This window comes from Nocardioides sp. WJ219, assembly GCF_058559815.1.
This window is the reverse complement of record NZ_JBZUJV010000003.1, coordinates 594,020-607,728: the sequence shown is the minus strand read 5'-3', so window position 1 is coordinate 607,728 and position 13,709 is coordinate 594,020. Positions and strand designations below refer to the sequence as shown.

Sequence of the window (13,709 nt, the reverse complement as noted above, 5' to 3'; positions counted from 1 at the left end):
ATGCGCCGGCGCATCTCGTGGCTGGTGGTGGCGACGACCTCGGCGGTCGTCGTCTCGTTCGTGGTGCCGCTGTGCCTGCTGGTGCGCACCCTCGCCGAGGACCGCGCGATGGCCGAGGCCGACCAGGAGGCGCGCACCATCGCGCTGCTGGTGGCGTCACTGCCGGCCGACCAGCTGGCCGACGTCGTGACCACCGACCCGGGCGCCCCGGCGACCCAGGTGCTGACGGCGTCGGGCACCGAGCTCGGCACCGGCCCGGCGATGGCCGGCGACGCAGAGGTGGCGCGCGCGGCGGGGGGCGAGGCGTTCTCGGTGGTCGACGACGACGGCGGACGCGTGGTGCTGCCGGTGGCCGGCCCCGACGGGACGGCCGTCGTCCGCGCCCGGGTCACCGGCGACGAGCTGCACGACGGCGTCACCGAGGCGTGGCTCGGGATCATCGGGCTGGGCGCGGTGCTGCTCCTCGCCGCACTCGCCGTCGCCGCCGGACTGGGGCGGAGGGTCAGCGAGCCGCTGCTGCACGTGGCCGACACCGCCCACCGGCTGCGGGCCGGCGACCTGGCCGCCCGCGCCGAGGTCACCGGCACCGGCGAGACCCAGGAGCTCGCCCAGGCCCTCAACGCGCTGGCCGAGCGCACCACCGAGCTGCTGGCCACCGAGCGCGCCGCCGTCGCCGACCTCTCCCACCGGTTGCGGACGCCGGTCACCGCCCTGCGCCTGGACGCCGAGGCCGTCGCCGACCCCGAGCAGGCCGGGCGGCTGCAGGACCACATCGTGGTGCTGCAGCGCACCATCGACGCGATCGTCATCGAGGCGCGCCGGCCGGTGCGCACCGACCTCGCCGCGGTCGGCGACGCCGCCGACGTCGTACGCCGCCGCCTGGACTTCTGGGCGCCGCTGGCCGCCGACCAGGATCGGCCCCTGACGGTGGACGTCGCGCCCGGACCGGCCCGGGTGGGGCTCGCCGACGACGACCTCGTCGACCTGGTCGACGTCCTGGTCGACAACGTCATCGCCCACACGCCCGAGGGCACCGCGCTGGAGGTCTCGCTCGAGGCCGGCAGCGAGGTGGTGCTCCGGGTCGGCGACGACGGGCCGGGGTTCGGGCAGCGGCGCGACCCCGACCGGGTGGGCACCACCGGTCTCGGCCTCGACCTCGCGGGGCGCACGGCGCGGTCGGTGGGCGGCGCGCTCAGCACCGGTACGACGTCCGGCGGCGGGGCCGAGGTCGTCGTCCGGCTGCCCCGGCTGGGATGAGCCGTCAGTCGCCACGGGTGCGGGTGCTCGTCCGGGTGTCGCGGGACCGGGTGTCGCGGGACCGGGTGCGCGTGTCGTCGTGGTCGTCGTCGTGGTCGTCGTCGTGGTCGTCGTCGGCCACCTCGGTGAGCTCGGGGGTGTCGTCGTCGCGCGCCGGCTGGTCCTCCCGGACCGGCGCGACGGGCGCCGGTGCGGGTGCCGGGGCCGGGGCCGGCGCGGCGGCCGAGGCCGGAGCCGGGAGCACGACGGTGCGCGTGCGGTCGGTGACGCACACGCCCCGCTCCAGCACGGCCGGGACGTCACAGGGCGCGAAGCGGGGCCCCGCGTGCCGGGGAGCCGGGTCGGCCGCGGGCGTCGCGCCGGACGCCGCGGCCGGCGCGGGTGCGGCGTCGTCCCCGCGGCCGGCGTCGTAGCCGACGAGCGCACCGGCCAGGCCGATCGCGAGGGCGGAGACGAGGACTCCGGTGGAGGCGATGTTCATGCGGGCCACGGTGCCGCGGACGACGTCAGGGGCGCCTCGCGGCGACGTCAACTCCACCTCAACCCGACCGGGGGCCGGAGTTGACGTCGGGTTGGGGCGCGCTCAGCACGGGCGCGGCGAGGCTGCCGCCATGACCTACGACGCCCGCACCCGCGACCGCCACCGGCTCGCCGTGGCGGCGACCACCGGGGTGGCCACCGTCGCCTCCCTGACCGTGACCGGCTTCCTCGCCGGCCGGCTGGCCCAGCAACCCGCCGCGGCCGAGGCGGAGCCCGCCCAGCAGCCGGCCGCCCAGCAGCGTCCCGCTGCTCGGCCGCAGCCCCGCCAGCCACGGCTGCGCGAGCGCCCGACGCGGGTGCGGGTCACCACGCGCTACGTCTCGGCCGAGGGCGGGGTGGTCGACCAGGACTCCGCCGGCGGCTCGACGCAGCCGGCACCGGCACCGGCGCCCGGCCCAGCCCCCGCACCGGCGCCCGCTCCTGCCCCCGCGCCCGAGCCGGCCCCGGCGCCCGCTCCGCCGCCGGCCCCGTCGTCGGGATCCTGACGTGCGCACCCACACGACGTTCGCCGCGCTCGGCACCACCGTCTTCGTGGCCGTACGCCGCCCCGCCGACCTCGAGCGCGCGGAGCGGGTCGCCCGCGAGGTGCTCACCGACGTCGACGAGACCTGCAGCCGGTTCCGGCCCGACTCCGACCTCAGCCGCGCCAACCGGCACCCCGGCACGTGGGTCGAGGTCGACCCCGTGCTGGTCGCGGCCGTCGACGTCGCCCTCGGCGCGGCCCGGGCCACCGATGGCCTGGTCGACCCCCTGCTCGGCCGCGCACTGGTCGCGCTCGGCTACGACCGCGACCTGGGCGAGGTCGTGCGCGCACCCGGGCCCGCCGCTGATCCCGTGCCGTCCCGGCCGGGCGCCTGGCGTGACCTGCGCATCTCTGACGGTGCCGTGCGGGTGCCCGACGGCACGGCCCTCGACCTCGGCGCCACCGGCAAGGCCTTCGCCGCCGACCTGGTGGCGACGGCGTACGAGGACCGGCTGGGCGGCTCGGCGCTGGTGAGCGTCGGCGGCGACCTGCGGGTCGCCGCACCCGACGGCGACCCGTGGCCGGTCGCCGTCTCCGAGCACCCCGGCGGTCCGGCGACCACCGTGCTGGTGGCGAGCGGGGGCCTGGCCACGTCGACGACGCGGGTGCGCCGCTGGACCTCCGGCGGCGTCGTGCGGCACCACCTGCTCGACCCGCGGACCGGGTTGCCGGCCGAGGGCCGCTGGCGCACCGCGACCGTCGCGGCCGCCACCTGCGTCGCCGCCAACACCGCGTCGACCGCGGTGCTGGTCGACCCCGCCCTGCTGCCAGCGCCCGCCCGGCTGGTCGACCGCACCGGCCACGTCCACGTCACCGGCGGCTGGCCCGCCGAGAGAAGCGCAGCATGACCGAGGGACCGCTGCTCTGGTACCTGAACCGCGCCACCGGCCTGACGCTGCTGGTGCTGCTCACCGCGACCGTCGTGCTCGGGGTGCTGTCGGTCGGTGGCCGGCCGGCCGGGCGGCTGCCGAGGTTCGTCACCCAGCACCTGCACCGCAACCTCGCACTGCTGGCCGTGGTCGCGCTCGTCGTGCACGTGGTGACGGCGGTGGTCGACACGTTCGTCGACATCCGCTGGTGGCACGCGTTCGTGCCGGTGGGGGCGTCGTACGAGCCGCTGTGGCTGTGGCTGGGCGCGCTGTCGCTCGACGTCCTGCTCGTGATGGTGGCGACCAGCCTGCTGCGCACCCGGCTCCCGCACCGCACCTGGCGGGTCGTCCACCAGGGCGCCTGGCTGTGCTGGCTGCTCGGCGTCGTCCACGGCATCGGGATCGGCACCGACGTCCGGGCCGGCGAGACCTGGGCCACCTGGACCACCGGCGTGTGCGTGCTCGCGGTCGTCGCCGCCGCGATCGTGCGGCTGACCCGCAGCGCCGAGGACGACGTCGAGCCGGCGTCGGCGCTGATCCGGAGCGGGTCGTGAGCTCCCCGTCGCCGGTCCCCTACCCGACCACCGTCACCGTGCGCCCGGGGCCGGCCCTGCTTGCCTGGCTCGACGACGGCCCGTCGCTCGCCGCGCACCGCGACCGGTACGGCGACCTGCCGCCGCTCGACGGCGCCGCCCTGCACGCCCTGACCGAGCACGCGCGGGTGCGCGGACGCGGCGGCGCCGGGTTCCCGTTCGCGACCAAGCTGGACGCCGTCCGCTCGCGCTCACGCCGGGTCGGGCCGGGTCGGCGACCGGTCGTGGTCGTCAACCTCAGCGAGGGCGAGCCGGCCTCCGCCAAGGACGGCGCCCTGGCCCAGCACCGCCCGCACCTCGTGCTCGACGGTGCCGCCGCGGCGGCCCGGGCGCTCGGCACCCGCGAGGTGCACGTCGTCCTGCCCGGCGAGCGCGCCCAGGTGGCGGCCGCGATGAGCGAGGCCGTGCGCGAGCGTCCCGACCGGCTCCGGATCACCACGCACGTGGCGGAGCCGCGGTTCGTGGCCGGGCAGGCCCGCGCCGTGCTCGAGCTGATCGGCGGCCGACCCGGCCTGCCCGTCACGGCGTGGAAGCCGGAGGCCCTCGACGGGCTCGACGGCCGGCCGACGCTGCTGTCCAACGCCGAGACCTGGGCCCACGTGGGGCTGCTCGCGCTCCGCGGGGCCGTCGCCTACCGCCGGCTGGGGACCGCCGACGAGCCCGGGACGACGCTGCTCACCGTCAACGAGCTCACCCGTCCCGGCCGGCCGCCGGAGGTGGTCGAGGTCGAGCACGGATCCCGGCTGCGCGACGTGCTGCCGGCCGCCGCGGTCGGCGCGCCGACGCTGGTCGGCGGGTTCCACGGCGCGTGGGCGACCTGGCCGACGCTCGCCAGCGCGCGCGTCTCGGCCTCGCGGCTGCGGGCGGTCGGGGTGCCGCTGGGCGCCGGGGTGCTCGTCGTACCCGGTCGGGACGCGTGCCCCCTGGCCCTCACCGTGCGGATCGTCGACCACCTGGCCGGGCAGAGCGCCCGCCGGTGCGGGCCGTGCTTCAACGGGCTGCCGGCGCTGGCGTCGGCCCTGCACCACGTGCTCGACGGTGGTGGGACCGCCGCGCGGGTGGCTGCGCTGACCCACCTGGTCGAGCGTCGGGGTGCCTGCGCCCACCCCGACGGCACGATCCGGCTGGTGCGGTCGCTGCTCAGCACGCTCGGTGGCGAGGTGCGGGCGCACGCGGCCGGCGCGTGCCTGCGCCGTCCGGTGGTGGCGGCATGAGCACCCGGCTGCGCGTCGACTGGCCGCACTGCCGGGCCCGCGGCCTGTGCCACGAGCTGCTGCCCGAGGTGGTCGACCTCGACGAGTGGGGCTACCCGCTGGTCCGCGGCGAGGTGCCCGACGCGCTGCGGTCGGACGCGGCCGAGGCCGTGCGGGCCTGCCCGCGGCTGGCGCTGCGGCTGGAGGGCTGAGCGGGGAGCATCCGGGCCACCTCGGCCGCGACGTCGTCGCCGAGCTGGCGGTGCCCGCGCCGCGAGGGGTGCAGGCCGCCGGGTGCGTAGTCGAGGTCGGCGTCGACCATCGAGAGGTACGTCGCGCCGAGCTCGGCCGAGACCCGCGCGAGGACGGCGTCGACCCGCGGCACCTCCTCGACGCGGTCGGGTGCGGGGGGCGGGCCGACGACGAGCACCGGGTGTCCGGCGAGCACGTCCAGCAGCCGCGCGAGCCCGAGGGCGATCGCGCCGTCGTCCTGCTGGTGGTCGTTGAGCCCGCCCTGCACCACCACGAGCGCGCCGGGTTGGCCGGCCACCGCCCGCGCCGCGCGGTCGGCGTACGAGACGGCCCCGCAGGGGCTCGCCCCGGCGCTGAACCCCGAACCCGAGAAGCCCTCGACGTGCACCCGTCCCGGCAGGCGCCGGGGCCACGCGTGGCGCGGGTCGGCGCCGGCGCCCACGGCGTAGGAGTCGCCGATCACCACGACGTCGGGCCCGCGGCCCGTGTCGTGGGCGCGCCGGGCCGCGGCGACCACGTGGGCACGCGTGCAGCCCGAGACCAGGCCGGGGTCGCCGGCGCGGTCGCCCCCGTCGCCGGCCCCGAGGGTGAAGGCGGGCAGCGCCGCGGCGAGCAGCAGCCCCGCCGCGGCGACGGCGGGGCGGTGGCGACGCGCGGAGCGGTGGCGGGCCCGAGCAGACCGACGCACCGCCGGACGGGTCAGCCGACCACGGCGTAGGCCTCGAGCTCGCCGGCGAGGTCGGCGTTGGCCCGCCCCCGCACGAGCGTGCCGTCGCCCGTGTGCTCCATCGAGTCGATCTCGCCGTGCTGGTGCAGCTTGTTGACCAGGTCGCCGCGCTCGTAGGGCAGCAGCGCGCTGAACTCCACGCCGGGACGCGGCAGCTCGCGCTCGACGGTCGCGAGCGCCTCGGCGATGCCCTCGCCGGTCTTGGCGCTGACCACGACCGAGCGCTGCTCGTGCTGGCGCAGCCGGGCGATCACCATCGGGTCGGCGGCGTCGGCCTTGTTGATCACGATCAGCTCGGGCACCTCGGCGGCGTCGACGTCGGCGAGCACCGCGCGCACGGCCGAGATCTGGCCCTCCGGGTCGGGGTGCGAGCCGTCGACGACGTGCAGGATCAGGTCGGCGTCGGCGACCTCCTCCAGCGTCGAGCGGAACGCCTCGATCAGCTGGTGCGGCAGGTGCCGGACGAAGCCGACCGTGTCGCTCATCGTGTAGACCCGGCCGTCGGACGTCGTGGTGCGGCGCGTCGTCGGGTCGAGGGTCGCGAACAGCGAGTCCTCCACCAGCACGCCGGCGTCGGTGAGCCGGTTGAGCAGCGAGGACTTGCCGGCGTTGGTGTAGCCGGCGATGGCGACCGAGGGGATCTGGTGGCGCCTGCGGTCGGCCCGCTTGGTGTCGCGGGTGCCCTTCATGTGCTTGAGCTCGCGGCGCAGCTTGGCGATCTTGTCGTTGATCCGACGCCGGTCGGTCTCGATCTTGGTCTCACCGGGACCACGACCACCGATGCCGCCGCCGTCGGCGCCGACGCGGCCACCGGCCTGGCGCGACAGGTTGCCACCCCAGCCGCGGAGCCGCTGCTTCATGTACTGCAGCTGCGCCAGCTCGACCTGTGCCTGGCCCTCGCGCGACTTGGCGTGCTGGGCGAAGATGTCGAGGATCAGCGCGGTGCGGTCGACGACCTTGACCCCGGTGCGGTCCTCGAGGTTGCGCAGCTGGCTCGGCGCGAGGTCGCCGTCGCAGATCACGGTGTCGGCACCGGTGGCCTGCACGATCTCGGCGAGGCCCTCCACCTTGCCGCGACCGATGTACGTCGCGGGGTCGGGCGTCTGCCGGCGCTGGTAGATCGCCTCGAGCACCTCCGAGCCGGCCGTCTCGGCGAGCAGCGCGAGCTCGGCCATCGAGTTCTCGGCGTCCTGCACGCTGCCGTCGGTCCAGACCCCGACGAGCACGACGCGCTCGAGCCGGAGCTGGCGGTACTCGACCTCGGTGATGTCCTCGAGCTCGGTGCGCAGCCCGGCGACCCGGCGGAGCTGGTGGCGCTCGGCCAGGTCCATCGCGCCGGTCGTCGGGTCGACGACCTCGGGGTCGGGCTCGCCGTCGTAGCCCGAGACGAAGTCGTCGTCCTCGGCCCAGTCGTCGGTCTCCTCGAGCTCGGCGTCGAGGGTGAAGTCGTGCGCTTGGTGAGTCATATGCCTCCAGGTTAGTTCCGGGGCAACACTCTGACGAGCGGCTTTCATCCGCGCACGGCTGGTCGAGCTCATCCATGCTTCCTACATGACGCCGCCGACACCCCCCGCCGTCCGGCTCCTGGGCCTCACCGGCGCGCCCGGCGTCGGCAAGACGACGTACGCCGCGGCGCTGGGCCTGCCGGTGGTGCCGATGGACGGCTTCCACTACGCCGACGTCGAGCTGGTCCGGCGCGGCCTGCTCGACCGCAAGGGCGCACCGGAGACCTTCGACGCCGAGGGGTACGCCGCCCTCCTCCGCCGGGTGGCCGCGCGCGAGGCCGACGTGGTGGCACCGGCGTTCGACCGGGTGCTGGAGCAGCCGCTGGCGGGCGCACTGCCCGTGCCGGCCACCGGGACCATCGTCACCGAGGGCAACTACCTGCTGCTCGACGAGCCGCGCTGGCACGCCGTACGGGAGCAGCTCGACGTCGTCTGGCACCTGCGCACCGACGACGACCTGCGCCGCGAGCGCCTCCTCGCCCGCCACGTCGAGTTCGGCAAGACCCTCGACGAGGCCCGGGCCTGGGTCGCCCGCGTCGACGACCCCCACGCCCGCCTCGTCGAGGCCGCGGCGGCCCGGGCCGACCTCGTCATCGACCTGACGGACCTGCCGGCGGGATAGTCCCGGACCGAATGGCCCCTGAGACGCGTCTTGAGGGGCCAGGAGGTCCGGGACCATCCCGATCCCAGCAGCCCATACGCAGCAACCGCGGATCCGCATCACTTGCGTATCCGCAGTTTGTGCGGCATAGTTCCCGTCATGAGTCCCGACCCCCGTGCCTACGCCGACGTCCGGCAGGCCCTCGACACCGCCGCCGGTCTCGAGCCCGACGAGGCACTCCCGCACCTGCGGGAGGCCGCAGAGCGGCTCGCCGGGCTGATCGACGAGTCGCTGGCCGAGGCCGTGGTCCACCAGCGGGCGTCGATCCGTGCCGCCGGGCAGAAGGCCGGGCTCTCGGAGAACGCCGTCGGCCCCCGGCTCGCCCGCACCTCCACCCTGGGCGCCTACGCCAACGACGACGGCCGGGTCACCGCGGCCGGCGTCGAGCGCGCCCGCTACGACGCCGAGACCGGCGCCCCTCCCCCGGCACCCAGGCCGACCACACCCGCACCGATGCGCTTCAAGGCGCGCCGCCCGACGAGAGGCAGCAGCACATGACCGACCAGACCCTCACCCACCTCTACTTCCTGCTCGACCGCAGCGGGTCGATGCAGTCCATCAAGTCCGACATCGAGGGCGGCTTCGCGGCGTTCGTCGACGAGCAGCGCGGCACCCCCGGCTCGTGCCGGGTCACGCTGGCGCAGTTCGACGACCAGTACGACGTGGTCTACGCCGGCCGCGACGTCGCCGACGTCCCGCCGCTGGTGCTCCAGCCGCGCAGCCGGACCGCGCTGCACGACGCGATCGGCCGGCTCGTCACCGACGCCGGCGCCGAGCTGGCCGCGCTGCCGGAGGAGCGACGCCCCGGCACCGTGATCGTCGCGATCATGACCGACGGGCTCGAGAACGCCAGCAAGGAGTGGACCGGCCCCGCCGTCAAGGCCCTCGTCGAGCAGCAGACCCAGCAGTGGGGCTGGCAGTTCATGTACATGGGCGCCGACCAGGACGCCGTCGAGGTCGGCACCGCCCTCGGCGTCCCGGCCGCCCAGTCGATGACCTACGGCCGCGGCAAGAGCCGCGAGGCGATGTCGAAGAAGAGCGAGAAGATCCGCCAGATGCGCGCTGCCCGGATGTCCGACGCCGCCGCGCCGATGCCGGCGTACACCGCCGAGGAGCGCGCCGACCTCGCCGACTGACCCCCGAATGACGGTGACCCGTCGCATCAATGCGACGGGTCACCGTTGATCTGGCGCTGACCCGTCGCAACGATGCGACGGGTCAGCGTCGGGGGGTCACTTGGGGGGCATCCGGATGCCGCCGTCGAGGCGGACGGTCTCGCCGTTCATGTAGGAGTTGGTGAGGCACTCGACGACCATGGAGGCCAGCTCGTCGCCGGTGCCGAGGCGCTTGGGGAAGAGCACGTTCTTGCCGAGGTTGGCCTTGAACTCCTCAGCCGCCTCGCCCTCGCCGTAGATCGGGGTGTCGATGAGGCCCGGGGCGACGGTGTTGAGCCGGATGCCGGACGCCGACAGGTCGCGCGCCACCGGGAGGGTCATCCCGACGACACCGCCCTTCGAGGCGGAGTACGACGCCTGGCCGATCTGGCCGTCGAAGGCCGCGACCGAGGCGAGGTTGACGATCGCGCCGCGGCAGCCGTCGACGTCGGGCTCGTTGCGGCTCATCACGGTGGCCGCCTGGCGGACGACGTCGAAGGTGCCGATCAGGTTGATGTGGATGACCCGGGTGAAGGCCTCCAGGTCGTGGGCCGACTCGATCTGGCCGTCGCGGCCGATCGTGCGCTGGGCCCAGCCGATGCCGGCGGAGCTGACCACCGCGCGCAGCGGTGCGATGTCGGCGGCGGCGGTGACCGCGCCGGTGATCTGCTCGGTCTTGGTGACGTCGACCCGGGCGAAGACGCCGCCGATCTCCTCGGCCAGGGCCTCGCCCTTGTCGGCCTGGAGGTCGGCGACCACGACGGTGCAGCCGAGGGCGGCGAGGCGGCGGGCGCTCGCGGCGCCGATGCCCGAGGCGCCGCCGGTGACGAGGGCAGAAGATCCGGTGAGGTCCATGACCCGGAGCATAATCACCGTGACACCGTCGCTGTCACGACCGGTGGGCCCGCCTCAGAGGTCGGTGGTGCCCCGCGCCACGATGACGGCCGGCCCGCTCATCAGCACCCGGCCCTCGCTCGTGCGGGAGATGGTGACGGTGCCGCCCGGCTGGTCGACCCGGTACGACGCCTCCCCGGCCGCCGGCATCGCAGCGACCGCCACGGCGCAGGCGCCGGTGCCGCACGCCTGCGTCTCGCCCGACCCGCGCTCGTGCACCCGCATCGCGAGGTGCGCGTCGCCGCGGCGTACGACGAACTCGACGTTGACGCCGTCGGGGTAGACCCCCGCGTCGTACGCCGGCGCCTCCAGCAGGCTGCCGGCCTCGGCGAGGTCGTCGACGAACGCCACCGCGTGCGGGTTGCCGACGTCGACGTGGGTCGCGACCCAGGTCCGGTCGCCGACCGCGACCTTGCTCTCGCCCAGCACCCGCGGGACGCCCATGTCGACGGTGACCTGGTCGCCGTCGAAGGTGATCGTCTTGACGCCGTCGCGGGTGTCGACCTCGAGCGGCGAGTGGTCGTCGACGAGCCCCTCCTCGGCGAGGTAGCGGGCGAAGACCCGGATGCCGTTGCCGCACATCTCGGCGACCGACCCGTCGGCGTTGCGGTAGTCCATGAACCAGCGGCCCTGGTCGCGGACGACCCGGAGCACGCCGTCGGCACCGATGCCGCCGCGGCGGTCGCACAGCGCGCGCACCCGCTCGGCGGCGAGGTCTCCGTGGACCGTGCCGTCGAGGTCGGGGAGCAGCACGAAGTCGTTGCGGGTGCCGTGGCCCTTGAGGAACGGGTAGCTCATCCGTAGAGCCCCCTCGCGTAGTTCTCGGGCCGGTAGTAGTCGTCGAGCTGCTCGACCGTCTGCCCGGTGGGCTCGACCGCCGCGGCGATGACGGCGCGGCGCGGGACGACGCCGGTGGGGTCCCAGGTCTCGGGCTCCCAGAGCCCCGAGCGCAGGAACGCCTTGGCGCAGTGGAAGAACACGTCGTCGATGTCGACCACCGCTGCCAGCACCGGCCGGTGGCCCTTGACCACCATCTCGTCGAAGAACGGCGCGTCGCTGACCAGCCGTGCCCGGCCGTTGACGCGCAGGGTGTCGCCCCGGCCCGGGATCACGAACGTCAGCCCGACGTGCGGGTTGGCCAGGATGTTGCGGTAGCCGTCGGCGCGACGGTTGCCCGGCCGCTCGGCGATCGCGATCGTCGTGTCGTCGAGGACGTGCACCAGCGTGCCGGCCGGGTCGCCCTTCGGCGAGGCGTCGCAGCTGCCGTCGGCACCGGCCGTCGCCATCACGCAGAACGGCGAGGCGGCCAGCCACTGCCGGTCGACCTCGAGCAGCGCGGGACGGCCCTTGTCCCGGGCACGCTGGTTCGGCTCACCGAGCAGCGCGACGAGCGCGGCGGCGTCGGCGACCTCGGTCCAGGCGGAGCGGTCGGTGGCGAGGGTCTCGGTCACCCGTCCACGGTACGCCGACCGGCCTCAGCCGGTGGGCCTGACCACCCGCGCCGACCCTCCCCCGCGACGCGTCGGCTCGGCGACCACGGTGAGCCTGCCGCCCGGCGAGATCTCGATCGCCGTGACCGCGCCGATCTCGGCCGCGCTGGTGAACGCGTCGCCGGCGGGCACGAGGTCGTGGCCGTAGGCCTCGAGCACCGCCTCGTAGCGCTCGAGGAACGCCGGCTCGGAGGTGACGGTGGGGGTGTTGCGCTGGGCGGCCCGCGGCGCAGCGACGGCGCGGGCGAGCGGCAGCCCGCGGTCGAGCCGCTGCAGGAGCACCTGGAGCACCGTGGTGATGATGGTGGACCCGCCGGGCGAGCCGACCGCGAGGAACGGCTTGCCGTCGCGCAGCACGATCGTCGGAGACATCGAGCTGCGCGGACGCTTGCCGGGCTGCAGCCGGTTGGGGTCGTCGGCGTCGTGGACGAGGCTGAAGTCGGTCAGCTCGTTGTTGAGCAGGAAACCGCGGCGGGGCACCACGATGCCGGACCCGCCGGTCTGCTCGATGGTCAGCGTGTAGGAGACCACGTTGCCCCAGCGGTCGGCGGTCGTGAGGTGGGTCGTCGAGACGTTCTCGTGGTCCTCCGGCGACGTCGGGCGGGTCGAGCCCCCGCAGACGCCGTCGTAGTCGTCGACGTCGCCGGCCGGCAGCGGCTTGGTGGCGGCGGTCTCGGGGTCGATGCCGCAGCCGCGCTCGTCGGCGAACCGCTGGTCGAGCAGCTCGCGGACCGGCACGTCGACGTAGCGGGCGTCGCCGACGTAGGCACCCCGGTCGGCGAAGGCCAGGGCACTGGCCTCGAGGTAGTGGTGGAGGAAGTTGCCGGCGGACATCGAGCGCAGGTCGCGGCGCTCGAGGATGTTGAGCGCCTCACCCACGGTCGTGCCCCCGCTGGACGACGGGCGCATGCCGACCACCTCGAGGCCCCGGTAGCGGGTGCGGGTGGGGGCCTGCACCGAGACCCGGTAGCGGCGGAAGTCGTCGGGGCGGAGGTAGCCGCGCGGCACCGGCAGGTCGGTGCCGCGCACGGTGGGTGGGCGGCGGACGGTCGCGGAGATCTGGCGCGGGAGCGCGCCCTCGGCGAACAGCCGTGGGTTGCGGCCGAGGGCGCGGTAGGTGCGGGCGAGGTCGGGGTTGCGGAAGCGGGTGCCGACGCGCGGCAGGCCGCCACGCAGGAACAGCCGCTTGGTGCTGGTGAACGCCGCGAACCGCTCGCGGTTGTCGTCGGTCTGGGAGCGGAACGTCTTGTCGACGACGAAGCCGCGCTCGGCCAGGCGCGCGCTGGGCTCGAGCACCTGCGCCAGCGAGCGGGTGCCCCAGCGGCGCAGCGCGGCGCGCCAGGTGGCGGGCGTGCCGGGCACCCCGACCGACACGCCGCTCGTGACGAGGTCGGGGGTGAAGGGGTAGGGCTCGCCGGTGGCCGGGTCGAGGAACGCGTCGCGCGGGATCGCCCGGGGCGCGGTCTCGCGACCGTCGACGGTGCGGACGCGTCCGGTGCGGGCCTGGTAGAGGACGAAGTAGCCGCCCCCGCCGACGCCGGCGCTGTAGGGCTCGGTGACGCCGAGCGCGGCCGCGGTGGCGACGGCCGCGTCGACGGCGTTGCCGCCGCGGCGCAGGACCTGCAGGCCGATGCGCGACGCGTCGGCGTCGACCGAGGTGACCCCGCCACCGCGGCCGACCGCGACCGCGCGCTTGGCCGGCGGCGGGACGCGCTCGGCGCTCACGGCAGCGGACGCCGCTGCCGGCGGCGACCCGGGCGACCCGGGCGACCCGCCGGGGCCGGCCGCGTCGACGGCGGTCGTGCCGGCGGCGGTCAGGGCCACGACCGGGGCCAGGACGAGGGTGGACAGGACGGTGGGGCGACGACGCATGGATCCTCCCGAGATCGGACGCTCCGTGCAGCCTGCCACGAGGGACCGACAGCCGCGAGCACGCGCGAGTGACGGACGGGCAGCGGGGAGGGTGCCGGGACATGACGACCGGGTGACCCCTGGACCAACGCGCCCCGGCAGGACAAGGTGTGGACACCGGGCTACCCGCCCGGTGCCCA

15 protein-coding genes are annotated in these 13,709 nt (G+C 75.7%); 9 read left to right on the top strand and 6 right to left on the bottom strand.

The window, feature by feature from the left end; translation table 11 throughout:
- The gene (locus AC4MBH_RS10775; protein ID WP_491794857.1) at positions 1-1,257 is read left to right on the top strand and encodes a HAMP domain-containing sensor histidine kinase; all 1,257 of its coding nucleotides are present in this window, start codon (positions 1-3) and stop codon (positions 1,255-1,257) included.
- Positions 1,258-1,261: 4 nt separating this feature from the next.
- Here the strand turns inward: AC4MBH_RS10775 and AC4MBH_RS10770 are convergent, their stop codons facing one another.
- On the bottom strand, positions 1,262-1,738 hold the full coding sequence (locus AC4MBH_RS10770; protein ID WP_491794856.1) for a hypothetical protein: 477 nt from the start codon (positions 1,736-1,738) through the stop codon (positions 1,262-1,264).
- Between the two features lie 130 nt (positions 1,739-1,868).
- Between AC4MBH_RS10770 and AC4MBH_RS10765 the strand changes: the two genes are divergently transcribed.
- Genes AC4MBH_RS10765 through AC4MBH_RS10745 form a run of 5 tightly spaced genes read left to right on the top strand, consistent with a single transcriptional unit; the run spans position 1,869 to position 5,187 of the window.
- Positions 1,869-2,282, top strand: a complete 414-nt coding sequence (locus AC4MBH_RS10765; RefSeq protein ID WP_491794855.1) for a hypothetical protein — start codon at positions 1,869-1,871, stop codon at positions 2,280-2,282.
- Between the two features lies 1 nt (position 2,283).
- Entirely contained in the window at positions 2,284-3,168 is an 885-nt protein-coding gene (locus AC4MBH_RS10760) for an FAD:protein FMN transferase (protein ID WP_491794854.1), read from the top strand.
- Complete coding sequence (locus AC4MBH_RS10755; RefSeq protein WP_491794853.1) at positions 3,165-3,743, top strand: DUF8596 domain-containing protein; 579 nt, start codon at positions 3,165-3,167, stop codon at positions 3,741-3,743. Before AC4MBH_RS10760 ends, AC4MBH_RS10755 begins: the two co-directional genes overlap by 4 nt.
- On the top strand, positions 3,740-4,996 hold the full coding sequence (locus tag AC4MBH_RS10750; RefSeq protein WP_491794852.1) for an NADH-ubiquinone oxidoreductase-F iron-sulfur binding region domain-containing protein: 1,257 nt from the start codon (positions 3,740-3,742) through the stop codon (positions 4,994-4,996). The genes AC4MBH_RS10755 and AC4MBH_RS10750 overlap by 4 nt, the downstream gene beginning before the upstream one ends.
- On the top strand, positions 4,993-5,187 hold the full coding sequence (locus tag AC4MBH_RS10745; protein WP_491794851.1) for a ferredoxin: 195 nt from the start codon (positions 4,993-4,995) through the stop codon (positions 5,185-5,187). The genes AC4MBH_RS10750 and AC4MBH_RS10745 overlap by 4 nt, the downstream gene beginning before the upstream one ends.
- Before the next feature lie 739 nt (positions 5,188-5,926).
- On the opposite strand, the gene hflX is transcribed toward AC4MBH_RS10745, so the two are convergent.
- Positions 5,927-7,420, bottom strand: a complete 1,494-nt coding sequence (gene hflX / locus AC4MBH_RS10740) for a GTPase HflX (RefSeq protein ID WP_491794850.1) — start codon at positions 7,418-7,420, stop codon at positions 5,927-5,929.
- Positions 7,421-7,505: 85 nt separating this feature from the next.
- On the opposite strand from hflX, the gene AC4MBH_RS10735 reads away from it, so the two are divergent.
- From AC4MBH_RS10735 to AC4MBH_RS10725, 3 genes are all read left to right on the top strand, one after another.
- A complete protein-coding gene (locus AC4MBH_RS10735; RefSeq protein WP_491794849.1) occupies positions 7,506-8,081 on the top strand; it encodes a nucleoside/nucleotide kinase family protein in 576 nt (191 codons plus the stop codon).
- A gap of 138 nt (positions 8,082-8,219) precedes the next feature.
- Positions 8,220-8,618, top strand: a complete 399-nt coding sequence (locus tag AC4MBH_RS10730) for a hypothetical protein (RefSeq protein ID WP_491794848.1) — start codon at positions 8,220-8,222, stop codon at positions 8,616-8,618.
- Positions 8,615-9,256, top strand: coding sequence for a VWA domain-containing protein (locus tag AC4MBH_RS10725; RefSeq protein WP_491794847.1), 642 nt, complete (start codon positions 8,615-8,617; stop codon positions 9,254-9,256). The genes AC4MBH_RS10730 and AC4MBH_RS10725 overlap by 4 nt, the downstream gene beginning before the upstream one ends.
- Positions 9,257-9,352: 96 nt before the next feature.
- On the opposite strand, the gene AC4MBH_RS10720 is transcribed toward AC4MBH_RS10725, so the two are convergent.
- The 4 genes from AC4MBH_RS10720 to ggt are packed head-to-tail and all read right to left on the bottom strand — an operon-like array spanning position 9,353 to position 13,530.
- The gene (locus tag AC4MBH_RS10720) at positions 9,353-10,129 is read right to left on the bottom strand and encodes an SDR family NAD(P)-dependent oxidoreductase (RefSeq protein WP_491794846.1); all 777 of its coding nucleotides are present in this window, start codon (positions 10,127-10,129) and stop codon (positions 9,353-9,355) included.
- A gap of 54 nt (positions 10,130-10,183) precedes the next feature.
- Positions 10,184-10,966, bottom strand: coding sequence for a diaminopimelate epimerase (gene dapF / locus AC4MBH_RS10715; protein WP_491794845.1), 783 nt, complete (start codon positions 10,964-10,966; stop codon positions 10,184-10,186).
- Entirely contained in the window at positions 10,963-11,619 is a 657-nt protein-coding gene (locus AC4MBH_RS10710; RefSeq protein ID WP_491794844.1) for an MSMEG_1061 family FMN-dependent PPOX-type flavoprotein, read from the bottom strand. Before AC4MBH_RS10710 ends, dapF begins: the two co-directional genes overlap by 4 nt.
- 24 nt (positions 11,620-11,643) lie before the next feature.
- The gene (gene ggt / locus AC4MBH_RS10705; protein WP_491794843.1) at positions 11,644-13,530 is read right to left on the bottom strand and encodes a gamma-glutamyltransferase; all 1,887 of its coding nucleotides are present in this window, start codon (positions 13,528-13,530) and stop codon (positions 11,644-11,646) included.
- Positions 13,531-13,709: the final 179 nt, after the last annotated feature.